Source organism: Pseudomonas sp. MF08817 (assembly GCF_059862705.1).
The window spans coordinates 79,958-104,651 of sequence record NZ_JCBCUY010000022.1 but is presented as its reverse complement, the minus strand read 5'-3'; the positions used below and the strand labels follow the sequence as shown (position 1 = coordinate 104,651).

General features: G+C 63.7%; 17 protein-coding genes. 5 read left to right on the top strand and 12 right to left on the bottom strand.

Annotated features, from left to right (window positions below):
- Positions 1-409 precede the first annotated feature (409 nt).
- From AC19YR_RS15330 to AC19YR_RS15300, 7 genes are all read right to left on the bottom strand, one after another.
- Entirely contained in the window at positions 410-1,939 is a 1,530-nt protein-coding gene (locus tag AC19YR_RS15330) for a DHA2 family efflux MFS transporter permease subunit (RefSeq protein WP_500599099.1), read from the bottom strand.
- A 56-nt stretch (positions 1,940-1,995) separates the two neighbouring features.
- Positions 1,996-3,192, bottom strand: coding sequence for an HlyD family secretion protein (locus AC19YR_RS15325; protein WP_095109984.1), 1,197 nt, complete (start codon positions 3,190-3,192; stop codon positions 1,996-1,998).
- 23 nt (positions 3,193-3,215) lie between these two features.
- On the bottom strand, positions 3,216-4,676 hold the full coding sequence (locus AC19YR_RS15320; RefSeq protein ID WP_500599098.1) for an efflux transporter outer membrane subunit: 1,461 nt from the start codon (positions 4,674-4,676) through the stop codon (positions 3,216-3,218).
- Entirely contained in the window at positions 4,677-5,147 is a 471-nt protein-coding gene (locus AC19YR_RS15315) for a MarR family winged helix-turn-helix transcriptional regulator (protein ID WP_095109986.1), read from the bottom strand.
- Positions 5,148-5,447: 300 nt separating this feature from the next.
- Positions 5,448-9,122, bottom strand: coding sequence for a translocation/assembly module TamB domain-containing protein (locus AC19YR_RS15310; RefSeq protein ID WP_500599097.1), 3,675 nt, complete (start codon positions 9,120-9,122; stop codon positions 5,448-5,450).
- On the bottom strand, positions 9,119-10,846 hold the full coding sequence (locus AC19YR_RS15305) for an autotransporter assembly complex protein TamA (RefSeq protein ID WP_500599096.1): 1,728 nt from the start codon (positions 10,844-10,846) through the stop codon (positions 9,119-9,121). Before AC19YR_RS15305 ends, AC19YR_RS15310 begins: the two co-directional genes overlap by 4 nt.
- A gap of 66 nt (positions 10,847-10,912) precedes the next feature.
- Entirely contained in the window at positions 10,913-11,563 is a 651-nt protein-coding gene (locus tag AC19YR_RS15300; RefSeq protein ID WP_095109989.1) for a GNAT family N-acetyltransferase, read from the bottom strand.
- A gap of 261 nt (positions 11,564-11,824) precedes the next feature.
- Here AC19YR_RS15300 and xthA point away from each other — a divergent pair, with 261 nt between their 5' ends.
- Complete coding sequence (xthA, locus tag AC19YR_RS15295; RefSeq protein ID WP_500599094.1) at positions 11,825-12,637, top strand: exodeoxyribonuclease III; 813 nt, start codon at positions 11,825-11,827, stop codon at positions 12,635-12,637.
- Between the two features lie 79 nt (positions 12,638-12,716).
- Positions 12,717-14,054 carry a substrate-binding domain-containing protein gene (locus AC19YR_RS15290; protein WP_500599093.1) on the top strand — a complete coding sequence of 446 codons (1,338 nt, stop codon included), beginning with the start codon at positions 12,717-12,719 and terminating at the stop codon, positions 14,052-14,054.
- 256 nt (positions 14,055-14,310) lie between these two features.
- Here the strand turns inward: AC19YR_RS15290 and AC19YR_RS15285 are convergent, their stop codons facing one another.
- A complete protein-coding gene (locus AC19YR_RS15285) occupies positions 14,311-15,540 on the bottom strand; it encodes an acyl-CoA dehydrogenase (RefSeq protein ID WP_095109992.1) in 1,230 nt (409 codons plus the stop codon).
- A 151-nt stretch (positions 15,541-15,691) separates the two neighbouring features.
- Here AC19YR_RS15285 and AC19YR_RS15280 point away from each other — a divergent pair, with 151 nt between their 5' ends.
- The 3 genes from AC19YR_RS15280 to AC19YR_RS15270 all read left to right on the top strand — a co-directional run bounded on the left by AC19YR_RS15280 (position 15,692) and on the right by AC19YR_RS15270 (position 18,004).
- Entirely contained in the window at positions 15,692-16,621 is a 930-nt protein-coding gene (locus tag AC19YR_RS15280; protein ID WP_095109993.1) for a LysR family transcriptional regulator, read from the top strand.
- A gap of 82 nt (positions 16,622-16,703) precedes the next feature.
- Entirely contained in the window at positions 16,704-17,108 is a 405-nt protein-coding gene (locus AC19YR_RS15275; RefSeq protein WP_095109994.1) for a MerR family transcriptional regulator, read from the top strand.
- Positions 17,105-18,004, top strand: coding sequence for a hydroxymethylglutaryl-CoA lyase (locus AC19YR_RS15270; RefSeq protein WP_095109995.1), 900 nt, complete (start codon positions 17,105-17,107; stop codon positions 18,002-18,004). The genes AC19YR_RS15275 and AC19YR_RS15270 overlap by 4 nt, the downstream gene beginning before the upstream one ends.
- Positions 18,005-18,704: 700 nt before the next feature.
- Here the strand turns inward: AC19YR_RS15270 and AC19YR_RS15265 are convergent.
- The 4 genes from AC19YR_RS15265 to AC19YR_RS15250 all read right to left on the bottom strand — a co-directional run bounded on the left by AC19YR_RS15265 (position 18,705) and on the right by AC19YR_RS15250 (position 24,597).
- A complete protein-coding gene (locus tag AC19YR_RS15265; protein WP_500599089.1) occupies positions 18,705-20,405 on the bottom strand; it encodes an AMP-binding protein in 1,701 nt (566 codons plus the stop codon).
- Positions 20,406-20,592: 187 nt separating this feature from the next.
- Positions 20,593-23,004 carry a TonB-dependent siderophore receptor gene (locus AC19YR_RS15260; protein ID WP_500599088.1) on the bottom strand — a complete coding sequence of 804 codons (2,412 nt, stop codon included), beginning with the start codon at positions 23,002-23,004 and terminating at the stop codon, positions 20,593-20,595.
- 77 nt (positions 23,005-23,081) lie between these two features.
- Positions 23,082-24,071 carry a FecR family protein gene (locus AC19YR_RS15255; protein ID WP_500599087.1) on the bottom strand — a complete coding sequence of 330 codons (990 nt, stop codon included), beginning with the start codon at positions 24,069-24,071 and terminating at the stop codon, positions 23,082-23,084.
- A gap of 7 nt (positions 24,072-24,078) precedes the next feature.
- On the bottom strand, positions 24,079-24,597 hold the full coding sequence (locus AC19YR_RS15250; protein ID WP_095109999.1) for a sigma-70 family RNA polymerase sigma factor: 519 nt from the start codon (positions 24,595-24,597) through the stop codon (positions 24,079-24,081).
- Positions 24,598-24,694: the final 97 nt, after the last annotated feature.

Genomic DNA, 24,694 nt, shown 5'->3' with positions numbered 1-24,694 from the left:
GTAAGCGTTTCGACTTCAAATGTCCTATCGAGGTCATAGGCGAGGTGATGCAAGCAGCCATGGCTATGCGGCATGATGCTCCGGCTTCAATTCAATAACCGTGTTGCACTCAGCTCCTGCAACCGCCAAGGATAATTCCTCGAAACACAACTCCATAAGAACACCTACTTGTGGGAAAGGTGAACTTACTCATCCAAAGGCACAGATAAGGATTTAACGGCGTGCACACCGATGGGTGCAGCAGTTCGGGATGCGGACGCGGGTGAACAAAATCACTGGTCCGCTAGGAAGGGCGTATTAATCAAATACAAAATAAACCGGCCGGACGGCAGAATTGCAGAACGCTATGATCGCCAGCCCTTGGCTAGTGACATAACTCCGCCCTCCTGTAAGAGCAGGAATCGCAGCCTCAATGGCCGGAAGCTGCCGGCCCCGCTTTGGCCGTAAAGGGCGGCTTGGCCAGCCATACCAGCAGCATCAGCCCCATGAACATCCACCCCAGCAACGTGAAGTAATCCACGGTAGACATCATGTAGGCCTGGCTGGTGAGAATCTGGTCCAGTTGCGCGTAAGCCTTGTGCCCTGCTCCACCGAGCGCCTGCAAGGCGTCTCGCGTGGCCGGGTCGTAGGTGGTCAGGTTTTCGCTCATGTAGGCATGGTGCTGGTCGGCCCGGCGAATCCAGATCCAGGTGGTCAGCGACGCCGCGAAGCTGCCGCCCAGGGTGCGTAGGAAGGTGGCCAGCCCCGCGCCGTCGGCGATCTGGTGCGGCGACAGGTCTGACATCAGGATGCTCAAGGTCGGCATGAAGAACAGCGCCACGCCAATGCCCATGAACAACTGCACCAGGGCGATGTGCTGGAAATCCACCTCGTGGGTGAACCCGGCGCGCATAAAGCAACTCAGGCCAATGGCCAGGAACGCCAGGCCCGCCAGCAGGCGCAGGTCGAATTTGTGGGCGTACTTTCCCACGAATGGCGACATCAGCACCGGTAGGATGCCGATTGGCGCCACCGCTAGCCCGGCCCAAGTCGCGGTGTAGCCCATTTGCGTCTGCAACCACTGCGGCAGAATCAGGTTGATGCCAAAGAACCCGGCGTAACCGAGTACTAACACGAGGGTGCCGATGCGGAAGTTACGGTGGGCGAACAGACGCAGATTGACCACCGGATGCTTGTCGGTCATTTCCCAGATGACAAACACCGCCAGCGCCACCACCGAAACCAACGCGCCGACAATGATGAAGTTGGACTCGAACCAATCCAGGTCATTGCCCTTGTCGAGAATGATCTGCAACGCACCGACGCCCACGATCAGGCTGAGCAAACCGACGTAGTCCATGGGCTGGTGGCGGGTGACCACCGGACGCGCCTTGAGCTGCTGGCGCACCACCATCACCGCAAAAATGCCGATGGGCACGTTGATGAAGAAAATCCACGGCCAACTGTAGCTGTCGGTGATCCAGCCGCCGAGGATCGGCCCGGCGATGGGCGCCACCACCGTGACCATCGCCAGCAGCGCCAGGGCCATGCCTCGCCTGGCCGGCGGGTAGACGGCAATCAGCAGGGTCTGGGTCATCGGGTACAACGGCCCGGCCACCAGGCCTTGCAGCACGCGAAAGCCGATCAGCTCGGGCATCGAGGTGGAGATGCCGCACAAAAAAGAGGCCAGTACGAACAGCACCGTGGCCCACAAAAACAGTTTCACCTCGCCAAAGCGCCGGCTCAGCCAACCCGTCAGCGGCAGGGCGATAGCGTTGCTCACTGCGAACGAAGTGATGACCCAGGTGCCCTGCTCCGAACTCACCCCCAGGTTGCCCGAGATAGTCGGCAACGCGACGTTGGCAATGGTGGTGTCGAGCACCTGCATAAAAGTCGCCAGGGACAGGCCGATAGTGGCCATCAGCAAACTGGGCGGCGTGAAAGACGCGTTGTGGTTCATCGCACATCCTGGGAATCAAGGCAGGCGCCGCGCCCGCCAGGGGCGCGGCGTGAAGGTCAGCGCCGGGCGGTCTTGCCGAGCAAGGCACTGTTGTCGTGGATCAGCCGCACGATCATGGCATCGGCCTCCCCCAGTTGCCGGGCGTACACCGCCGTGCTGAACGAAGCCTTTTGCGGCGGTTGTTGTGCCAGCACCGGGCCACTCTGGTCATGCAGGTTGACCTTGACCTGGGTCGAGAGGCCCACCCGCAGCGGGTGCTCAGCCAGTTGCTGGGCATTGATATGGATGCGCACCGGCACACGCTGGACGATCTTGATCCAGTTGCCCGTGGCGTTCTGCGCCGGCAACAGGGCGAACGCGCTACCGGTGCCGGCGCCGAGGCTGTCCAGGGTGCCGCTGTACTTCACGTCGCTGCCGTAGATATCGGTTTCGATGTCCACCGGTTGGCCGATGCGCATGTCCCGCAGTTGGGTTTCCTTGAAGTTGGCGTCGATCCACAGTTGGTCCAATGGGATCACCGCCATCAGCGCCGTGCCCGGTTGCACGCGTTGGCCCAGTTGCACGGTGCGCTTGGCCACGTAACCGGTGACCGGCGCGATCAAGGTGCTGCGGGCATTGGTCAGGTAGGCCTGGCGCAGTTGCGCGGCGGCGGCTTGCACGTCCGGGTGGGACGACACCTGCGTGTCATCCACCAGGGCGCTGCTGGTGTTGAGTTGCTGCTGGGCGTTGGCCAGGGCGTTTTGCGCCGAAGTCAGGTCATCGCGGGCATGGGACAGCTCTTCCTGGGAAATCGCCCCGCCCGCCGCCAGGTTCTTGCGCCGGTTGAAGTTGTCCTGGGCCTTCTGCACGTCGGCTTTGTGCGCGTTGACCTGGGCTTTCATCCCATCAACGTTGCTGTACAAGCCGCGCACCTGGCGCACGGTGCGGGCCAGGTTGGCCTGGGCGCTTTGCAGGCCGACCTGGGCGTCGTTGGGGTCGAAGTTAATCAGCACCTGGCCTTCGTGCACCAGGTCGCCATCATCGGCGCCGATGCTGACCACCGTGCCGGTGACCAGCGGGGTGATCTCCACCACGTTGCCGTTCACGTAGGCGTCGTCGGTGCTTTCATTCCAGCGCCCGTAGAGCTCATGCCAGCCCCACACCCCGGCACCGCCGAGGAGCACGAGGGCGGCCAGGGCCAATAGCATGAATTTGCGTTTTGCGGGGTTGGCGCCGTCCTGGGAGGGATCGGTGCCAGCGTGTTCGTTGGCCATGATGTTTACCTTGAATAAGTGACTCAGCGCGGCTGGGACAGGCTGGCGGCGCTCGGGCCGCTGCCGTCGAACCCACCGCCCAGCGCTTGCATCAGTTGAATCGAGAGGTCGATCTGCTCGCCATTGAGGTTGGCCAACTGGCGTTGGGCCAGCAGCAATTGCTGCTCGATGCTGAGCACGTCCAGGTAATTACCGATGCCCGAGCCAAAGCGCTGGACGACGGTGTCGTAGGAATCCTGGGCGATGTCGGTGGCGTGTTGCTGGGCCTTGATCTGCCGGCCGATGTCCCCCAACTGGGCGAGGCTGTCGCTGACGTCCCCCAGGGCCTGGACCAAGCGTTTGTTGTACTGCGCCACCGCGAGGTCGTAGTCGGCGTCGCGGGCATCAAGGTCGGCGCGCAAGCGGCCACCGTCGAAGATCGGCAGGGAAACGGCCGGCGCGACGTTGAAAAAGCGGCTGGCCGAACCGAACATCGCGTCCCCCAGCAACGACTGCACGCCGGCGGCAGCGCTGAGGTTGAGGTTGGGGTAAAAGTTGGTTTTGCCGGCGACGATGTTCTTGCTCGCCGCTTCCACCCGCCAGCGCGCGGCGACCAGATCGGGGCGCCGGCCCAGCAGTTCGGCCGGCAGCACCGAGGGCAAGGCCACGGCGCTAGCCTGCAAGACCTGGGGCCGGGGGATTTCGTTGCCACGATCCGGGCCTTTGCCCAGCAGCACCGCCAGGGCGATGCGCGCGCTTTGCAGCCGTTTCTGGGCGTCGATCAGGCTGGCTTCGGAGCTGGCGGCCAGGCTTTCGGTTTGTTGGTACTGGTACTGGCTGTCGATGCCCGAACGCAGGCGCCGCTCGCTCAGGTCGAGCATCTGCCGCGTGCGCTTGAGGTCATCGCTGGCCAAGTCGTGAACGATATGGGCCTGCCCCAGGTGGCTGTAGGCCCGGGCCACATCGGCGGCCAGGGTCAGTTGCGCGGCCTGGCGGTCGACCTCGGCGGCGCGGGCCTGGCCCAGGGCCGCTTCCCAGGTGGCACGCTGGCCGCCCCAGAGGTCGAAGCGGTAATTGAAGCCCAAATCCAGGCTGCGCAGGGTGCTGTAGTTGCCGCCCTGACCCGTCGGGTCTTGGTCGCGGGCCAGGCGCGAGCGGCTGACACTGCCATTGGCGTCCAGGGTGGGCATACGTGCGGCGTTGGCGGCATAGGCAGCGGCGCTGGCCTGGTGGGCGCGGGCGCTGGCGATCTGCATGTCGGGGCTGTCACGCAGCGCTTCGCGGATCAGACCATCGAGTTGCGGGTCGCCCAGGCTGGTCCACCAATCGCTTTTCGGCCAGGCCGCAGGGCTCAGGGTTACGCCGCTCAGCGACTGCCCGGCCTTGAGGTTCTGCGCCTCAAGTGCCGCGCCTTCGGGGTGCAGGCCGCTGTAGCTGGCGCAACCGGCCAGGCTCAGGGCCAGCAGCACCAGGCTCAAGGAAGCACGCAAGGTGTGCTTGTTCATTTATTTACCTACTCGCTGCAAGGTAATGGGGTCACCGGCCGCCACCAGGATTTTCTTCAGGATCGCCTCCAGGCTGCGCAACTCTTCGCTGCTCAAGGCCCCCGCCAACTCGTTCATCGCCTCGGCGCCGATCTGCGGCAAGCGGTCGGCCAGCGCCTGGCCCTGTGCAGTCAGCACCAACTGCACCTGGCGCCGGTCAGCCTCGCAGCGTTTGCGGGCGAGGAAGTCTTTTTGCTCCAGGCGATCGAGCATGCGGGTCATGGAACCGCTGTCCAGGGACAGGTGGCGGCACAGCTCGGCCGGGGTATCGACACCGAACTGGGCCATGATGATGAGCACCTTGAACTGCGCGGCGGTGATGCCGTGGGGCTCCATGTGGGTGTCAAGGAGGCGGTCCTTGAGCAACGCGGCGCGCCCGAGCAGCAGGCCCAGGTGGCAATTTTGAAAGTTGTCCGGGGTGAAATGCTTCATCTGACGACCCTTTGGCTGCTGTGGCAGGGTAATTATGTCGAGATGTTACTGCCTAGGCAGCGAATGACCAAGCATTAATTAGCTTGCTTGGTATTTACCTGATGAAGGGTGTGGAGGGGAGCGCTCAGCCCCGTGGGAGCGGGCTTGCCCGCGATGGCGGCATTCCAGCCACCAGAAATGCTGTGGCCATTTAGGCCTCGTCGCGGGCAGAGCCCGCTCCCACAGGGGTTTGCCCCGGGAGGGCCATCACAGCCAACACACGGGCACGCCCACCCCTATAGAACTGCAGCCAGCCTGCCGTCAGAAGTCGCGTTTGTAGAAGATATCCAGGGAGCTGGCGACGCCGCTGGCTACTTCCACATAGACCTTTTTGCTCAACAGGTAACGCAAGGCAATGGTGTTGGCCGGCTCGAACACGCCCACGCCGTAGCGCAGGCTGAGTTTCTCGGAGATCTTGCCGCTGGCCACCACCGCCGTGTCGTTACCGCTGCCCTGGGTGTCCAGCTCGAAGTCCTGGATGCCCAGGCTCTTGGCAATATCCGAGGTCACCCCGGCGCTGCCCATCAAGCCCAGGCCCAGGGCCGCTTGGGCGAGCATGTTGTTGTCTTCGCCGGTGGTACTCAGGGGCCGCCCGAGCACTAGGTAGGACAGCGCCTGCTCCTGGCTCATGGCCGGTTCCGAGAAGATCTGCGTGTTCGGTTGCTCGGCGCTGCCACTGAGGCGGATGCCGGCGACCACGTCATCGGTCCGGCGGATCGCTTCAATGTCCAGGTACGGCTGGTCCAGCGGCCCGGCAAATAGCAACCGCGCACGGCGCACCGTCAGGCGCTGGCCGTAGGCGCGGTAGCGGCCGTCGTTGAGCCACAGTTCGCCACGGGTGTCCAGGTTGTCGCCGATATGCACCTGGCCTTGTAGGTTGGCGGTCAGGCCGAACCCGGCGAAGCTGAGTTTCTCCTTGCCCACTTCCACGTCGATGTCCATCGCCATGGCCAACGGTGCCTTACCCTCCTCGGTCTGGTGGCCGACGATCACGGTGTCCTCGGAGACCTTGACGGTGGACGGCGGCAGCTCGCGCACGGTGATCTCGCCCTTGGGGATCTGCACCTTGCCGACAATGGCCAGTTTGTCGTTGACCAGGGTGATCTTCAGGTCCGGCGCCACTTCCAGGGCCGCGTAGGGCTCCACGGTGACCGGCAGTTGGCTGCCTTGCAGGTTGATGTCCACCGCCAGGGCCTGGCCCCAGTCAACCTGGCCACGCACGGTGCCCTGCCCGGCCTTGCCACTGCGCCAGGCACCGTTGAGGCGCACGCTTTCCCCGGCGATCAGCGCCTGGATGTTCAGGCCCTCGAAACTGGCCGGCAGTTGCGGGCCGGAAATTTCCCCGCCGATCAGGTTGACGCTGCCATTGACCTGCGGCGCCAGCAGGCTGCCGCTGACCCGGCCGTTGCCGTTGAGCTTGCCGCTGAGTTTTTCCACCATCGGCACGAAGGGGCGTGCTACCGCCAGGTCCAGGCCAGTGAGGGTGAAGCTGCCGGTCAGCGGTTTGCTTTTGGGCAACGGGTTGATCTGCGCCTGCACCTGCAACTGGCCGAGCTGGCCACCGCGAAAGTCCAACTGGGTGTCGATCCGCTTGGGGTTGAGGGTGGTTTGCAGCTTGAGCGTGTCGTAGGGGAAGTCCAGCCACTGGTCGTGGTCCTTGACGCGCAACGTGCCGCCGCTGGCATCGAGCAGGATCTGGCCCTTGGGCCCGCTAGCCGGCAGGTCCAGTTGCACATCGGCGTTGAGCGTGCCCTGCCAGGCGAAATCCTGGGGCAGCCATTGGGCCAGGCTGTCGATGGGGAACTGCTTGAGGTGATAGCGCAACTTGGGCTCGGGCATCAGCCGCTGGTCTTCGCCACACAGGCTCGCCGCCCCGGAAGTCCAGCAATGGGCGGCGAAGGTCAGCTTGCCGTCGGCCAGGCGTTGGATCTTCGCCGGGGCTTGCAGTGTCCAGTCCTGGCCGCCGACCTGGATATCGCCCGTGGCCAGGCGCCCGCGCCAGTTGCCCTGGTCCAGGTTGCCGTCCAGGCCCAGGGCCAGCTTGAGCTGGGGCCCGGACAGGTCGAGCGCCAGTTGCTGCTGCTTGAGGGTGCCCTGGCCGCTGACGGTCAGCGTGCCCAGCGCGGTGTCGCCGGCCTGGATGCCGCTGCCCTTGAGGTCGATCACCGCCCGTTGGGCGCCGTCCAGGCGCGCGTCGAGGTTGAGGCGTTGCAGGCGATTGTCGGCCAGCCCCAGTTGGCTGCCTTGCAGGTTCAACTGGCCCTGGGGGGCCTTGAGGCTGCCGGCCAGGTCGACGCGGCCGCTGAGTTGGCCGCGCAGCTGCGGCCAGAGTTGGGCCAGACGCGGGGCCTTGATGTCCAGTTGCCCGGCGAGTTTTTCCCGCAGGCTGGCGTTGCCGCTGATGCGGTTGTCTCCCAGGCGAATCTCCAGGGCCGCGAGGCTCCATTGCTCGCCGGCACCCTGGGCCTTGGCCTGGAACAGCGCAGGCTGGCCGCGCAGTTTGCCCTTGAGGTCCAACTCGGCGTTGAGTTGTAGCTGCTGGTTTTTTATCTGGCCTTGGCTGCGCAATGGCCCGGCGAGGGTGCCGGGCAGTTCCGCAAGCCAGTACGCCGGGTTGAGGGCCGCCAGTTCCAGGGCGGTGTCCCAGGCGATGCCGTCGGCGAATTGCAGGTTCAGGTGGCCCTGGGCCTTGCCCTGGCCGGCGAGCAATTTCAGTTCGGGCAGCGCCACCTGACCGAGGTCGCCGGTAAAAGGGCTGGCCAGGTTGAATGCACCGGCCGGGCCATCGAGGGCAGCGTCGAACTGGCCCTGGTACTTACCGTCGCGGTAAGTGGCGTTGGCCTTGAAGGTGCGCAGGGCCACAGCGGGCTCGTCGATCACCGGGTAGAGGCGATGCCAGGGGAAATTCAGCCAATCGAGGGTGCTGTCGGCGCTAAAGCCCTCGCGCCAATCCAGGTTGGCGCGCAGGTTCAGGCGTTGCTCGGGGCCGGCGTCCAAGTTGAGGGCGGCGATTTGCGCGCCGTCGGCGTCCACCTTGCCATTGAGCGCCAGCGCCACCGGGCCTTGCTCGGCAGGCAGCGTGGCCTTGCCTTGCAGTTGATAGCCGTTTTTCAGGTCACCGTTGGCGGTGAGGTCCAGTTGATTGAGTTGCAAGGTGTCCGGCAGCTCGGCGGCAGGCTTGAAGCCATCGGCGGTGAGGCGCAAACGCGCCGGCAGGTTGTCTGCCAAGGGCTGCAACTCGCCGCTTAAGTGGCCCGGCAGGTAGCCACTACTGGTGGCGTCGAGGTTGAGGGTCTTGAGCAAGTCGCCGTCGATCTTCAGCGCCACCGCCCAAGGTGCGCCGCCGGGGGCATACGGCAGGTCGAGATTGCCTTGGGCTGTCAGCGGCCACTGGCCCTTGGGTTGCAATTGGCCGGACAGGCTCAGTTGCAAACCGTCGCGTTGCAGTTGCAAGGCGTCGATCTGCAAGCCTTCGCCTCGCCAGTGCGCGGCCAGTTGCAGGCCCTTGAGCTGTTCGCTGCCATCGAGCAGCAAACTGCCGAGGCGCACATCGCCCAGTTCGATGGCCAGGGGCAGGTCCAGGTCTGGCAGGCTGAGGGGGCCAGCGCTGCTTTCGGTGCTGGGTGCCAGTTGCAGGCTGATCTGTTCGGCGAGCAATTGTTCGATACACAAGGTACGGCGCGCCAGGCACGACGGCGCCCAGGCGAACAGCACCTGGCGCAGCTCCACCCGAGTATCGCCCTGCTGCCACACCACAGAGTCGGCGCGCCATTGGCCGCCCAGGCGCCCTTGGAAATTCTCCAGGGTCAGCCCAGGAACGCGGTTCAACGCCCAACGGCTGCCCGTGGAGGTGCCCAGCACCAATGACAGGGCCAGCACGACGGCCATCATCAGGGCCAAGGTCGTCAGCCCGGCTACTTTCACACCACGTTTCACAGCTCAGGCCCCATGGAAAAGTGCAAGCGAATGCCGCCGTCGTCGTCCATCGCGTGGGCGAGGTCGAGGCGGATCGGCCCCACCGGCGAAACCCAACGCACACCGACGCCGACGCCGGTCTTGAGGTTGGGCAATTCGAGCTTATTGAAGGAGTTGCCTTGGTCGATAAAGGTCGCTACCCGCCACTTTTCGGCCACGGCGTATTGGTATTCGGCACTCGCCGCCACCATGTAGCGCCCGCCGATGCGGTCGCCGTCGGAGTTTTTCGGCGACAGGCTCTGGTAGTCGTAGCCGCGCACGCTCTGGTCGCCACCGGCAAAAAAGCGCAGCGACGGCGGGATCGACTTATAGCCATTGGTGGCGCTGCCGCCGAACTGCACGCGGCCCAGGAAGCGGTGGTTGTCCCACACCGTGGTCAGGCCTTTGAGCAACGCCGTGCCATAGAGCAAGTTGTTGTCCGAGCCCAGCCCTTCCTTGGCCACTTTGGTATCGAACTGCAGCCGGTAGCCGTTGTGCGGGTCGATGCGGTTATCGCTGCGCAGGTAGGCATAGCTCAGGCCCGGCATCAGTAGGTTGCTCAGCCCGGAGTCATCGCCCAAACGGTATTCCTCGCGCTGCCATTTGAGTGACACCACCCGCTGCCAACCGCTGGGCAGCTTGCTGTGCCATTCCGGGCCCAAGGTCAACAGTTTGCTCAGGCTATCGGTGCCGGCCATTTCTTCATATTGATAGCCACCGGCAAAACGCAGCTTGTCGGTCAGCGGCGGATCCAACGGCACGTCGTACCACAGGCCGACGTTCTGCCGCGGCTGGGAGACCTCCGCCTCCCAGCCATAGCTGTGGCCCTGGGGGTTGACCCAGTGACGCGTCCAGTTGGCCTTGGCCCGCGGCCCGACGTCTGTCGAAAAACCCAGGCCCAGGCCCATGGTGCGCGGCTTGCGGGTCTGCAGCTTGACGGCCACCGGGATCACCTTGGCGGTGGCGGCCGCGGGCGCGGCGTCTACCCGCACGCCTTCAAAATAGCCACTGGCTTGCAGCGCCTGGTTGAGTTCGGCGATCAGTTCCGAGTCGTAGGGCGTGCCGGCCTTGAATGGCACCATGCGGTGCAGCAGTTCTTCATCGAACGGCGTGTCACCGGCAAAACTGACAGCCCCCAAGGCATAGCGTGGGCCGCTGTCGTAGACCAGTTCGATATCCGCCACCCCGGCCTGGGGGTCCACGGACAACACCTGGCGGGTGAAGCGGCCACTGAAAAAACCGTAGCGCGAGGCCTGGTTCTGGATCAGGCGCTTGGCGTCTTCGTAATGGCCGTGGTTGAGCACCGCGCCGGGCTTGAGCTGGTCGCTCCTGGGTACGCGAAAGGCCTTGAGGGCAGCCGCCGGGCCGTCGATGCGCACGGTGACGTTGCGCAGGTGCACCGGCTCACCGGGGTCGATGCGCAGCACCAGCCGTGGAGACTTGCCGGGCTTGACCTCGCTTTCGATCTGCGGCTGGTAGAAACCCAGGGCCTGGGCGGCTTTGCGCGCCTGTTCCTCGGCACCGCGGCTAAAGCGCAGCAACGCCTCTTCGTCACGCTCGCCAAGGCCGCCGATATAGCCTTCAACGTTGGCCTTGAGTTCGTCGTTGGACGGCTTGATACGCACGTCCAGTTCGCTTTGGGCCAGCACCGATGCACTGGCGATCAGCAGGAGCAAACCGCTGGTGATTCGTTGGGAAAACTTCATAGGCGCGGATGCTATCACGTGCTCGGGAGCGTGATAGAGCCTGGGTTGGCGCAAAAAGTTCGGCCCTCAAGCCGTTGCTGTTTGTAACGCCTGGGGGTTGGCATGGAAAAACACATGCTCGCGCACCGGCCCCACCGCCACTTCGCCGATCTCCTCGTAACCCTGGCGCTGATAAAACGCCAGGTAGCGCGGGTTGCCGGTATCGAGCACCACGCCTTGGGAGTTGGGGTCCACCGCGCACCAGTTGTGCACCGCTTCAAGCAGTTGTTCGCCAAAGTGATTGCCCTGGAACTGCGGGTGGATGCCCAGCAGCGGCAGCATGTGCACCGCATCGGTGGGCACACAGGCCAAGACCGCCGCGTGGTAATCCAGGTAACGCCGGGTGCAGCGAAAACCGGTGCTGAGCACCATGCGCAGGCGCCACGCCCAGCTCTCGGTGATCCCCAGGCGCCGTTGCGGCGGCGCGATCAGGGCGATGCCCACCAGACGATCATTGACCAGCAGGCCAATGGCCGGCAGGTCCTGGAGAAAATGCTGTTTGACCAACTCGCGCACCGTGGCCCGCACCCGTTGTTCATAGCCGGGGCGCTCAGCCTCGAACAGAAAGGCGAAGGTCGGTTCGTGACGGTAGGCGTGGTACAGCAGCGAGCGGGCTTCGCGCGAATAGCCGCTGTCGAGCATGTGGATCTGGGCGATGGCGGTTGAAGTGTCTGGCATGACGGTGGAACTCCCCTGGGCCGGCTCGAAGGGGCCGGCTTCTTATTGGTACGAACCTGCGCGCGGGTCACTCGTTCCCTTGCTTGTGTGTAGAAAGCGGGCTTGCCCGCGCTCGGCTGCGTAGCGGTCGTAATGACGGTGTTAGGCGCACCACCGTTGCAGCGGCACAGAGGAACCCTAGCAGCCGTTCCCTGATGGCGCCACGCTGGCCCCTATGGCGCTTGTCGGCTAGCATCGCTGTTTTTTCCAGGACTGCCGCCCATGAAGATTGTCTCGTTCAACATCAACGGCCTGCGCGCCCGGCCCCATCAGTTGGCGGCGCTGATCGAGAAACACCAACCGGACGTCATCGGCCTGCAGGAAACCAAAGTCCACGACGACCAGTTCCCCCTGGCCGAGGTGCAGGCCCTGGGTTACCACGTCTACTACCACGGGCAAAAAGGCCATTACGGCGTCGCCCTGCTCTCGCGCCAAGAACCCCTGGCGCTGCACAAGGGCTTCGACACGGATGACGAAGACGCCCAGCGCCGCTTCATTTGGGGCACCTTCGCCGACGAACACGGCCAACCGGTAACCATCATGAACGGCTATTTCCCCCAGGGCGAAAGCCGCGACCACCCCACCAAGTTTCCCGCCAAGCAGCGTTTCTACAGCGACTTGCAGCACCTGCTGGAAAGCCGCTTCAGAAACGACCAGGCCTTGGTGGTGATGGGCGACGTGAACATCTCGCCCCAGGACTGCGACATCGGCATCGGCCCGGACAACATGAAGCGCTGGCTGAAAACCGGCAAATGCAGCTTCCTGCCCGAAGAACGCGAGTGGATGGAACGCCTCAAGAACTGGGGCTTGGTGGACAGCTTCCGCCACCTCAACCCCGACGTAGCCGACCGCTTCAGTTGGTTCGACTACCGCAGCCGCGGCTTTGAGGATGAACCCAAGCGCGGCCTGCGCATCGACCTGATCCTCACCTCCCAGGCCCTGCTGCCGCGGATCAAGGACGCCGGTGTGGACTACGACCTGCGGGCCATGGAGAAACCTTCCGACCACGCGCCGATCTGGCTGGAACTGAGCTGAGGCCCGCACGCCGTCATATTTATGCAACCTGGCTGACTTAATCTCCCGGCACTTCCTTTGGTCTTAGAAGGTGCCGGCCATGCTGCGCGCTCTGTTCCCGCTATGGTTGTGCGCGCTGTTGGCCGCACCGGCCAGTGCCACCCCGCTACCCCTCCCCGCCCACGGCCCGGCTTTGCGCATCCAGGGCTCCAACACCATCGGCGCCACGCTCGGCCCGGCGCTGGTGCAGGGGCTGCTGCAAGAGCAGGGTGTGCTCAATATCCGCCGCGAAGTCACCGGTATCAGCAACGAACAACGCCTGATCGGCCAGACCGCCCAGGGCCAACAGGTGATCGTGGACGTCGCCGCCCACGGTTCGAGCACTGGGTTCACCGCCCTGAAGAACGCCAGCGCCGACCTGGCCGCCGCATCGCGCCCGATCAAGGACAGCGAACGCCAGGCGCTGCAACCTCTGGGCGACCTGAAGAGCCCGGGCGCCGAGCAGGTGATCGCCATCGATGGCCTGGCGATCATCCTGCACCCGCAAAACCCGGTCAGCCAACTGACCACCGAGCAACTGGCCCAGGTGTTCAACGGCGAAATCACCTCCTGGGAAGCCCTGGGTGGCGTCGGCGGGCCCATCACCCTGTACGCCCGGGATGACCAGTCCGGCACCTACGACACCTTTAAAGAGCTGGTGCTGAGCCGCCGCGCCAAGCCCTTGCTGGCCTCGGCCAAGCGCTTTGAATCCAGTGAACAATTGTCCGATGCGGTCAGCCTCGACCCTCGGGCCATTGGCTTTATCGGCCTGCCCTACATCCGCCAGGCCAAGCCCCTGGCGATTGCCGACGGCGCCTCGCAGCCCATGCTGCCCGGCAACAGCCTGATCGCCACCGAAGACTATCCGCTGTCGCGGCGGCTGTTTTTTTACCTGCCGCCGAACGCTCCATCGCCCTGGGCCCGGGCCCTGGTGAAGTTTGCGCAAAGTGCCAAGGGCCAGGCCATCGTCGCCGCCAACGGCTTTATCGCGCAGACCGTGCAAGCCATCCGCGTTGCCCCGAGTGCGCAAATGCCCGCGGACTATCAACGCCTGAGCCGTCAGGGCAAACGCCTGACGGTGAATTTTCGCTTCGAAGAAGGCAGCGCCAGCCTGGACAACAAGGCGCGCCAAGACCTGGGCCGGGTGCTCGACTACCTCAAGGCCCACGACCTGCTGGACCGGCGCGTGACATTGGTGGGGTTTGGCGACGCCAAGGACGACCCCCAGCGAGCCGCCCTGTTGTCGAAACTGCGGGCCATGGCGGTGCGCCGGGAGCTGGTGAAAAACGCCGTGGTACTGCGCGACGTGCGCGGCATGGGCGCACAAATGCCGGTGGCGGCCAATGACGTGGATGAGGGGCGGATCAAGAATCGGCGAGTGGAGGTGTGGGTTGACTGAAGGGCTGATTGTGTAGTGCCTGGGTAGGCGCTATCGCGAGCAGGCTCGCTCCCACAAGGGTTCAACCCCTGTGAAACAGGCCCTGCCCGCGATGAGGCCAGTACAGCCGGCACATTTACCAGCAGTCATGCCGCCATCGCAGGCGAGCGGCGCACCGCCCGGCCCGCTCCCACAGTAGAACGGTGGCGTGGAGGGGATTTTCATTTTTCCCCTGTGGGAGCGAGCCTGCTCGCGATGGCGGCGGGCCTGCCCAGGTTTACTGCCCGCTACGCAGCATATCCCGCGGCACATACTTGCCGATCTCGAACTTGCCGATGGCGGCGCGGTGCACTTCGTCCGGGCCGTCGGCCAGGCGCAGGGTGCGTTGCATGGCGTACATGTAGGCCAGCGGGAAGTCATTGGACACCCCGGCGCCACCGTGAATCTGGATGGCGCGGTCGATCACTTTCAGGGCCACGTTGGGCGCCACGACTTTGATTTGGGCGATTTCGCTTTTCGCCACTTTGTTGCCCACGGTGTCCATCATGTACGCCGCCTTGAGGGTCAAGAGGCGGGCCATGTCGATCTCCATCCGCGAGTCGGCGATCTTGTCGATATTGCCGCCCAGGCGGGCCAACGGCTTGCCGAACGCGGTGCGGCTAACCGCACGCTTGCACATCAATTCCAGAGCCCGTTCGGCCATGCCGATGGAGCGCATGCAGTGGTGGATACGGCCCGGGCCCAGGCGCCCCTGGGCAATTTCAAAGCCCCGGCCCTCGCCCAGCAGCACGTTCTCGTAAGGCACCCGCACGTTGTCGAACAGCACCTCGGCGTGGCCGTGGGGCGCGTCGTCGTAGCCGAACACCGGCAGCGGGCGGACAATTTTCACCCCGGGGGCGTCCACCGGCACGAGGATCATCGAGTGCTGCTGGTGGCGCGGCGCGTCCGGGTTACTCAGGCCCATGAAAATCATGATCTTGCAGCGCGGGTCGCACGCGCCCGAGGTCCACCATTTTTTGCCGTTGATGACCCACTCGTCGCCATCGCGCACGGCGCGGGCGGCCATGTTGGTGGCATCCGAAGACGCCACGTCCGGTTCGGTCATGGCGAAGGCCGAGCGGATTTCACCGCGCAGCAAAGGTTCGAGCCAGCGCTGCTTCTGTTCTTCATTGGCGTAGCGCACCAACACTTCCATGTTGCCGGTGTCCGGCGCCGAGCAGTTGAACGGCTCCGGGCCCAGCAGGGAGCGGCCCATGATTTCCGCCAGCGGCGCGTACTCAAGGTTGGTCAGGCCAGCGCCCCGGTCCGACTCGGGCAAGAACAGGTTCCACAGGCCTTCGGCCTTGGCCTTGAGCTTGAGTTCTTCCATGATTGCCGTCGGCTGCCAGCGGTCGCCTTCGGCCACCTGGCGCTCAAACACCGCCTCGGCGGGGTAAACATAGGCGTCCATGAACGCGGTAACGCGCTCACGCAGTTCCTGAACCTTGGGGGAGTAAGAAAAATCCATGGGCGGCTACCTTTTCAAGGGTGGTGTTGAGGTCATGAAATCGATGCTAGGGCAGCTACGAAAATTTACCTAACCTATTCTCGGCGTGTATTAACATTCATCACCGATATATAGTCGGTTGATTGAATCCTAAAAATAAGAGTGCAGCGCAATGAATCTGAGCAAGGTCGACCTCAACCTTTTCATCGTCTTCGACGCGATCTACACCGAAGCCAACCTCACCCGCGCCGGGCAGATCGTTGGCATCACCCAGCCTGCGGTGTCCAACGCCCTGGCGCGTTTGCGCGAAACCTTCAATGACCCGTTGTTCGTGCGTACCGCCCAAGGCATGGTGCCCACACCCATGGCGCAAAACATCATCGGCCCGGTGCGCAACGCACTGTCGCTGCTGCGGGTGTCAGTGCAAGAGAGCCGCATCTTCAACCCCTTGCAGGCCGCCAAGACCTACCGCATCAGCATGACCGACCTCACCGAGGCGGTGATCCTGCCGCCGCTGTTCCAACGTTTGCGGCGCCTGGCGCCGACCGTCATCATCGAGAGTTTTTTGTCCAAGCGCCGCGAAACCACCAAGGAACTGGCTGCCGGGCGCCTGGATTTCGCCGTGGATGCGCCGCTCAACACCGACCCCCAGGTGCGCCACGTCAAGCTGATGGAAGACCGCTACGTGTGCGCCATGCGCAAGGGCCATGCACTGGCGACCAAGGAAAAGTTCACCCTCGATGACTACCTGTCCCTGACCCACGTACACATCTCCAGCCGCCGCAACGGCTTGGGCCATGTTGACCTGGCGCTGGGCAAAATGGGCATCCAGCGCAAGATCGCCCTGCGCTCCCAGCATTACCTGATGGCCTCCCAGGTGCTGCACCAGACCGACATGGTCATGACCGTGCCCGAGCGCTTCGCCCGCCGCCACGACCTGCATTCGTTTAGCCTGCCGATCAATGACGTGCCAGCGGTGGAAACCCACCTCTACTGGCACGAAAGCACCGACCAGGACCCGGCCAACCGCTGGATGCGCGAACAGATGATCGAGTTGTGCCAGCAAGTCACCGCCCATGAGAAGAAACTCGATAAAGCTTGAGCCTGTAGCTGTTGCAGGCAGGCTTGACGTATACGTCAACCGCGAATTAGCTTAGCCGCAGGTTTTTTCCCAGAGCGTGCCCATGAGCAGCCAGACGTACAGCATCTCCGACCTCGCCCGCGAGCTCGACATCACCACCCGCGCCATCCGCTTCTATGAAGAACAAGGCCTACTCGCCCCCGAGCGCCGTGGCCAGGAGCGCATTTACTCGCCCCGCGACAAAGTCAGCCTCAAGCTGATTTTGCGGGGCAAGCGCATCGGCTTTTCCCTGGCCGAGTGCCGCGAGCTGATCGAGCTCTACGACCCCAGCGGCGGTAACACCAAGCAGCTGCACAGCATGCTGGCCAAGATCACCGAACGCCGCGAGCAACTGGAGCAACAGATGCTCGACATCGAACAGATGAAATTGGAACTGGACACCGCCGAAGAGCGCTGTACCCAGGCCCTGGAACAAACCCTCAAGAACCAGCAAGAGGTGCAGCCATGACCTTGCCCCAACAGGTGCGCCTGGTCGAAGTCGGCCCGCGCGACGGTTTGCAGAACGAAGCCCAGCCCATCAGCGTCGCCGACAAGGTGCGCCTGGTGGACGCCCTGAGTGACGCCGGGCTTGGCTATATAGAAGTGGGCAGTTTCGTCTCGCCCAAGTGGGTGCCGCAAATGGCCGGCTCGGCCGAGGTGTTTGCACAGATCCGCCGCCAACCGGGCGTTACCTATGCCGCCCTGGCGCCGAACCTGCGCGGCTTTGAAGATGCGGTGGCGGCCGGGGTCAAGGAAGTGGCGGTGTTCGCCGCGGCCTCCGAGTCGTTCTCCCAGCGCAATATCAACTGCTCCATCAGCGACAGCCTGGCACGCTTCGCGCCCATCATGGACGCCGCCAAGCGCCAGGGCATCCGCGTGCGCGGCTATGTGTCCTGCGTGCTGGGCTGCCCTTACGAGGGCGACGTCGCCCCCGAGCAAGTGGCGCTGGTGGCCCGCGAGTTGTACGCCATGGGCTGCTATGAAGTGTCCCTGGGCGACACCATCGGCACCGGCACCGCAGGGGCCACACGACGGATGTTCGACGTGGTCGGCGCCCAGGTCCCGCGCGACAAGTTGGCCGGGCACTTCCACGACACCTACGGCCAGGCCATGGCCAACCTCTACGCCAGCCTGCTCGAAGGCATCGCGGTGTTCGACAGCTCCATCGCCGGCCTTGGCGGCTGCCCGTACGCCAAGGGCGCCAGCGGCAACGTGGCCACGGAAGACGTGCTGTACCTGCTCAATGGCTTGGGGATCGAAACGGGCGTGGACTTGGAGCGTTTGCTGGTGGCCGGCCAGCAGATTTGCACAGTACTGGGGCGCCCCACCGGTTCGCGGGTGGCCAAGGCCCGTAGCGCGGTGTAGGCCCGCACACCCCGCCCAACCCATGTCCAAGTGTTACCGCCCCCGCTTGCGCGGGGCGCAAGCGAGTAACACGGAAACACCACCCTCAAAAAAAGCTGAACGTTTTTTCCGACAAAAAACTCAAGCCATTGATTTAAAAGGCTTTTAAAAAGTTGGCACGGGTTCTGCTATCTCTATCGCACAACAAAAATAAAAAAAGCGGCAAACCTAATAAAAATAAGACGTAACGACTCTGACATAACAAAAACAACACGGCAGAGACGCAGCTAACAGATTTTTTTGGAGAAGGTGTGCTTTCAGGGGGCTGCTCGCAGCGACCCGCAACCGGGCAGAGAACAATAAAACTACCCTCAGGTAGCTCCCGAACTGGTTGGTTCGTTCAACGAAAAAGCAGATCAGCGCTCAAAAAAATACGTTTGCTCTTGACCCCGGATGGGGGTCGCCCAAAACAGCAACAAGGGCAACGGTTGCCAATAACAACAACAGACCGCCCCTCAATAATAAAAAAGAGCACGTCACGACAAATTAAAGGGGAGCCTCGGCTCCCCTTTGTGCTGTCTGGGGTTCTTGGAATGCAGCGGATCTTGAGCGCGAGCGCGCCTGCTCGCGATGGGGCCAGTAAAGCCCAGGCATCCTTACCTGCTGGCCTGGCGCAATCGCGAGCAGGCGCGCTCCCACCGTTGCCACCCACTACTTGCGTCTACTCGGGCTTACTCCCCTTCAATTCCTCGATGCTGATTTCGCGCATACGAAATTTCTGGATCTTGCCGGTGACGGTCATGGGGAATTCATCCACGAACTTGAAGTGGCGCGGCATCTTGAAGTGGGCAATGTGGCGCTTGCACCAGGTTTGCAGTTCCAGTTCGTTGGCGCAGTGGCCGGGGTGGAATTTGATCCAGGCGACGATTTCCTCGCCGTACTTGCTGTCGGGGATACCGACGATCTGCACATCCGCCACCGCCGGGTGGGTAAAGAAAAACTCCTCCAGCTCACGGGGGTAAATGTTCTCGCCGCCGCGAATAATCATGTCTTTGTTGCGCCCGGCGATGCACACGTAGCCCTGCTCGTTCATGGTCGCCAGATCGCCGGTGTGCATCCAGCCTGCCGGGTCGATGGCCTCGCTGGTGGCCTGGGGGTCGTTCCAGTAGCCGAGCATCACGCTGTAACCGCGGGTGCAGAGTTCGCCGATCTGGCCGCGGGCCAGGGTGTTGCCAGTAGCGTCGATGATCTTGCTTTCCAATTGCGCCTGGGTGCGGCCCACGGTGGTCACCCGCAGCTCCAAGTCATCATCGGGGCCGGTCTGCAACGACACCGGGCTGGTTTCGGTCATGCCGTAGGCGATCTGCACTTGATTCATGTGCATCTCGCTGATAACCCGGCGCATCACTTCGATGGGGCACGTGGCCCCGGCCATGATCCCGGTGCGCAGGCTCGACAGGTCGAACGCCTGGCGCCGGGGTTCGTCGAGCATGGCGATAAACATGGTCGGCACGCCGTACAGGGCCGTGGCCCGCTCCTCGGCCACGGTGGCCAGGGTCAGCAACGGGTCGAAGGCGTCGTTGGGGTAAATCATCGTGGTGCCGTGGGTGATGCAGCCCAGGTTGCCCATGACCATGCCAAAGCAGTGGTACAGCGGCACCGGGATCACCAGGCGATCGGCGGCGCTCAGGCCCAGGCTTTCGCCCACCATGTAGCCGTTATTGAGGATGTTGTAGTGGCTCAGGGTCGCGCCCTTGGGGAACCCCGTAGTGCCGGAGGTGTACTGGATATTCACGGCCTGGTCGAAATGCAGGCTGTGTTGGCGTTCGTGCAGTTGCGCCGCAGTCACCGCCTCGCCCAGCGCCGCCAGTTGCGACCAAGGCAGGAACCCCGACGGCGGCTGCGCCTGCAGGCTGATGACCCCTTGCAAGTGCGGCAAGCGCTCGCTTTGCAGCAGGCCGATGGATTGCTCGGCCAACTCCGGCACCAGCGCTTGCAGCATGGCGTGGTAATCGCTGCTCTTGAACGCCCCGGCGCACACCAGCCATTGGCAGGCGGACTGCTTCAACACGTATTCCAATTCGCTGCTGCGGTAGGCCGGGTTGATATTGACCAGAATCACGCCGATCTTGGCGCTGGCGAACTGGCTGATGCACCACTGCGCGCAGTTGGGCGCCCAGATGCCGAGGCGGTCGCCCGGGCGCATGCCCAGGGCCATCAACGCCCGCGCATGCAGATCGACCGCGTGCGCCAACTGCGCCCAGGTGTAACGCAACTGCTGGTGGCGCACCACCAGGGCCTCCCCCTCGGGGTAACGGGCAACCGTGTTGTCGAAGGCCTGACCGATGGTCTGGGCGAGCAAGGCTTTTTCCTGGGAGCCGCGGCTGTAGCTCTGGCTTGGGTGCACACCTAGTTGATCCATGACGACCCCTATTGTCTTTTTTTGGCGGGATGGACGGGGAGCGCTGAGCTCCACACAAAGCGCCCTTACTCTCGCGCAAGTTGACGTTAACGTAAAGGTCGGGACGGAAAATTCTCCAGCAGTGCGTTGTAAAGCGACCGACGGCAAGGGGACTCAGGCGTTGCCGGCTGACGACATTGACGCCGGCCTAGAAATCCCAGCGCGTAGTGAGCATCACGTTGCGCGGGTCGCCGTAGTACGACGCGTTGAAAAAGCCAATGTTGGTCATGTACTTCTTGTCGAACGCGTTGTTGACGTTGAGGGTGGCCGAGAGGTTTTCGCTGACCTGGTAGCGGGCCATCAGGTCCACCAGCCAGTACGCTTCCTGGCTGTACTTCTCCTGCGTGCCCTTGCCGTAGTTGCTCAGGATGCGCCAACCCTGCGCCTGCCAGCGCGCGCCGCCGCCCAAGGTCAGTTGGTCGAGGGCGCCGTGGAGTTTGTAGCGGGTGTACACATTCAACTGGTCCTCGGGTTCGAAGGTGGCCACTTTGGCACCGCTTTCGTCGCGGCTGATCTTGTGGGTGTAGCCGCCCTGCAATTGCCAGCCCGGCGCCAGTTCCCCCGAGATTTCCGCCTCGAACCCCTTGGTCTTGGACTTGATGCCCATCACCGCATAATCGATCACGTCGTAGTTGGGATTGGCGTTGTATTCGGTGTCTTCTTCGGCGCGGTTTTCTTCGTGCACCTCGAAGTACGCCAGGCTGGAATTGAGCCGCCCGTCAAAGAATTCACCCTTGATACCGACCTCGTAGTTCTTGCCTTCGTTAGGGTCCAGCGGCTTGTTGTTACGGTCGCGGTTGTCCCGTTGGGGCAGGAAGATCTCGGTGTAGCTGGTGTACAGCGAGAAGTTGTCGTTGAGGTCATAGACCAGCCCGGCATAGGGCACGACCTTGCCGCTTTTCTGGACGTCGGAGGTGCCGGTCACCTGGAAGTTGGCCACCCGCGCGCCCAGCAGCAGCGACAAGTCATCGGCCAGGCTGAAGCGCCCGGTGAGGTAGCCGGCGCTCTGGCGTGTGGTTTCGTCGTTGTAGCGCGACACTTTGCTCCAGTCCGGCTCGCGGCCGTCGCCGTCCCAGTTGAAATAGTCGTAGGCGTTGCCGACCTGGATGGCATCGGTGAAGTTCTTGCCGGTCCAGTGGGAGGTGGACAGCGAGGTGCCCACCACCAATTGGTGTTCACGCCCCAACAGGTCGAACGGCCCGGAAACGTACAGGTCGCCGCTGTTGCTGACGGTTTCGCCGGTGTACTTGCGCGACAGCAGCGAGGCGATGCCGGTGTCGGCGTTGGGCGGCATCAGCGCGCCCAGCGGTGCGTTGTAGCCGTTGATCTGGTGGTTGTACTGGCCCTTGGCGACCCAACCGTTGGCAAAGCTGTGCTCCAGGGTGGCAAATGCGGTACGCGTGTACTGCGACCAGTTGCTGAAGTTGGCGCCGTTGTTGTAGGACCGCGGCGTGCTGATGCGGTTGCCCTTGGAGTCGTACAGCGCGGCGCTGCCGGACCAGCTCGAACCCTGCGGGTCGGTGTCCTGGTAATCGCCGCCCAGGGTCAGCAGGGTGTCGGGGCTCAGGTCCACTTCGAGAATGCCGTAGAACACGCTGGTCTGGCGCTGGTAGTGGTCCATAAACGAATGCTTGTCCGAATAGGCCGCCACGGCGCGGCCACGCACATTGCCGGTTTCGCTCAGCGGGCCGCTGACATCCAGTTGCGAACGGTAGTTGTCCCAGGAGCCGGCGCCCAGTTCCACGCTGGCCTTGAACGTGTGGGTCGGTTTTTTGCGCACCAGGTTGATAACCCCGCCTGGGCCGCCCGCCCCGGCGAGCAGGCCCGGGGCGCCCTTGAGCACTTCCACGCGGTCATAGATGGCCATGTCGCTTTGGGTCTGGCCGGCGGAGTACTGCGGGTCCTGCAGGGTGGGGATGCCGTCGTACTGGAAGTTCTGGATGGCGAAACCGCGGGAGTAATAGCTGGTGCGGTCGCTGTCGTAGGCGGTCACGGTGATGCCTGGCGTGTGGCGCATCACGTCATCGATGGAGGTCAGGCCGAAGTCGTCCATGGCCTGGCGGGTCACCACCGAGATCGACTGCGGGGTTTCCCGCGGCGTAAGCACCAGGCGCGTGGCGGTGGCGATACTGCCGGTGGTGTACGAGCCCGAGCCTTCGGTGATGGTGCCCAACTGGTTGGCGCTGACCTGGGTGGCGCCCAGTTCCAGGGCCGTGCCGGAGGTGGGTGCCGCTTGCAGCAAATAGCCATTGGCGCCCTGCACCACCTCGTAGCCGCTGCCCTGCAACAAGGCTGCGAAGCCCTCCTCCACCGGGTAACGGCCGTGCAGGCCCTGGCTGCTCAAGCCACCAAGGTTGTGGGACTGGAACAGGATCGCCACGCCCGCTTGCTGGGCGAAGCGGTTCAGCGTATTGCTCAGCGGCCCCGCCGGGATGTCGAATGGTTGAGCAACCGCTTGGCTGGCCTGGGCCCAATTGACACTTAGGGCGCCCGCCGCCGTGGCGGCAACCAGGTGGATGGCTAGCGCCAGCGGACGCAGGTTCGAGGAAGGGGTCGGCATGGTGAAGGCAGTCCTTTATTCGGTTATGTACCTCCCTTGACGGGCAACCCGAAAAAAAGCGGAAGCAATGCGAATAATTATTTTTCAGCACCTGGCGACGGCTTCACCCACGACAGCCAGGGCGTGAATTGGCGCACCTGCACCGGCAAGCTCTCGGCGATCAGTTGCAACGCCCGGTCGGTGTCGTCCAGGGGCAGCACGGCCGACACCCGCAGGTGCGCCAGGGCGGCGCGGTCGAACTGCACCCGGCCGTGGCGGTGGCGGGCCAATTCATCCAGCACCTCGGGCAGCGGGCGGTCGTCCACCACCAGTTGATGGCGGCGCCAGGCTTCGTCGATGCTGCGCGGATCGATCGCACCCAGGCGTTGCACGCCATCGGCGCGGATCAACGCCTGCCCTCCCGCTGCCACTTCCAGGGTTTGCCGCGCGTCCAGGCTCTGCGCGGCCACGCGCGAGTGAAGCATGGTCAACACGGTGGTGTCCTGGTCGCGGCGCACCACAAAACGGGTGCCCAGGGCGCGCATCGTGCCTTGGGCGGTCTGCACGATAAACGGCCGCGCAGCGTCAGGGGCCACCTCCACCAGCACCTCGCCCTGGAGCAATTCGATGCGCCGCTGCTGGCCGTCGAAGTGTAGGTTCACCGCGCTGGCGCCATTGAGCACCAGGGTGGACTGATCCTCCAGGCGAACGGTTTTCCAGTCGGTGGGGCCGCTGCTCAAGTCCGCCGTCCAACGGCCAGGGTAGGAACTGTTGAGTAGCAGCATCGCCGGCACCACCAGGCACGCGGCCAACGCGCAGTGGCGCATGGCACGCTGACGCACCGCCCGCTTGCCGCTGCCGGCGAACGCCGCGCTGAGCCCGGCCTTGGCCGCCGCCGGGCGGCCGCGCAAGGCTTGCATGCGCCCCACCACTTCCTGCATCCGCGCCGCCGCCGCCGCGTGTTGCGGGCCTTGCTGTTGCCAGCACTCGAACGCCGCCCGCTGTGCTTCGCTCAGCGGCCCTTCATGCAGGCGCAGCATCCATTCGGCAGCCTGCTCGTCGATCTGTTGGCGCGAAGACATGGGCATAGCGCGCTCAAACATCCAGGCTGTGGCTGCAATGCAGCAGTGCTTGAATCAGGTACTTGCGCACCGTGCGTTCGGACAGCCGCAACTGGCTGGCAATCTGCCGTTGGGTCAGGTCGTCCAGGTAATACAGCACAAACGCCTGGCGGGGTTTTTCCGCCAGGCCTTCGAGCAGGAAGGCGATCTGCTCCAGGGCTTGCAGGGTGGCATGGAGCTGTTCCGGCGACTGGAAGCCTTGCAGGGTATCGACGGTCAGCATCAATTCCTGCAGGTAAGCACTCTCGATCTGCCTGCGCCGCGCCTGGTCGATCATCAGCCGCCGCGCAGTGGTGCTCAGGTAAGCCCGGGGCTCGCGAATGGCCCCCACCGACTCGCGGGTAGCGAGAATCCGCGCAAAGGTGTCCTGTGCCACGTCGGCGGCATTGTGGGCACAACCCAACTTGCGCCGCAGCCAGCCCAGCAGCCAACCGTGGTGCTCGCTGTAGAGGTCGTGAATCACGCGCTGATACGGCGGCTCGACGAGGGGCATAGGAATTGGCTCAAAAGTTATTAAGAATCATTGCTAATGGTAAGGAGAAGTGTCCGCACAAAGCAAGGCACAACACTGGCAGGTTGCCTTCATGGGC

What these genes read in the sequence shown, in the direction of transcription:
- AC19YR_RS15330 (WP_500599099.1), bottom strand. Translation starts at nt 1,939, where the DNA reads ATGAACCACAACGCGTCTTTCACGCCGCCCAGTTTGCTGATGGCCACT.
- AC19YR_RS15325 (WP_095109984.1), bottom strand. Translation starts at nt 3,192, where the DNA reads ATGGCCAACGAACACGCTGGCACCGATCCCTCCCAGGACGGCGCCAAC.
- AC19YR_RS15320 (WP_500599098.1), bottom strand. Translation starts at nt 4,676, where the DNA reads ATGAACAAGCACACCTTGCGTGCTTCCTTGAGCCTGGTGCTGCTGGCC.
- AC19YR_RS15315 (WP_095109986.1), bottom strand. Translation starts at nt 5,147, where the DNA reads ATGAAGCATTTCACCCCGGACAACTTTCAAAATTGCCACCTGGGCCTG.
- AC19YR_RS15305 (WP_500599096.1), bottom strand. Translation starts at nt 10,846, where the DNA reads ATGAAGTTTTCCCAACGAATCACCAGCGGTTTGCTCCTGCTGATCGCC.
- AC19YR_RS15300 (WP_095109989.1), bottom strand. Translation starts at nt 11,563, where the DNA reads ATGCCAGACACTTCAACCGCCATCGCCCAGATCCACATGCTCGACAGC.
- xthA (WP_500599094.1), top strand. Translation starts at nt 11,825, where the DNA reads ATGAAGATTGTCTCGTTCAACATCAACGGCCTGCGCGCCCGGCCCCAT.
- AC19YR_RS15290 (WP_500599093.1), top strand. Translation starts at nt 12,717, where the DNA reads ATGCTGCGCGCTCTGTTCCCGCTATGGTTGTGCGCGCTGTTGGCCGCA.
- AC19YR_RS15285 (WP_095109992.1), bottom strand. Translation starts at nt 15,540, where the DNA reads ATGGATTTTTCTTACTCCCCCAAGGTTCAGGAACTGCGTGAGCGCGTT.
- AC19YR_RS15280 (WP_095109993.1), top strand. Translation starts at nt 15,692, where the DNA reads ATGAATCTGAGCAAGGTCGACCTCAACCTTTTCATCGTCTTCGACGCG.
- AC19YR_RS15275 (WP_095109994.1), top strand. Translation starts at nt 16,704, where the DNA reads ATGAGCAGCCAGACGTACAGCATCTCCGACCTCGCCCGCGAGCTCGAC.
- AC19YR_RS15270 (WP_095109995.1), top strand. Translation starts at nt 17,105, where the DNA reads ATGACCTTGCCCCAACAGGTGCGCCTGGTCGAAGTCGGCCCGCGCGAC.
- AC19YR_RS15265 (WP_500599089.1), bottom strand. Translation starts at nt 20,405, where the DNA reads ATGGATCAACTAGGTGTGCACCCAAGCCAGAGCTACAGCCGCGGCTCC.
- AC19YR_RS15260 (WP_500599088.1), bottom strand. Translation starts at nt 23,004, where the DNA reads ATGCCGACCCCTTCCTCGAACCTGCGTCCGCTGGCGCTAGCCATCCAC.
- AC19YR_RS15255 (WP_500599087.1), bottom strand. Translation starts at nt 24,071, where the DNA reads ATGCCCATGTCTTCGCGCCAACAGATCGACGAGCAGGCTGCCGAATGG.
- AC19YR_RS15250 (WP_095109999.1), bottom strand. Translation starts at nt 24,597, where the DNA reads ATGCCCCTCGTCGAGCCGCCGTATCAGCGCGTGATTCACGACCTCTAC.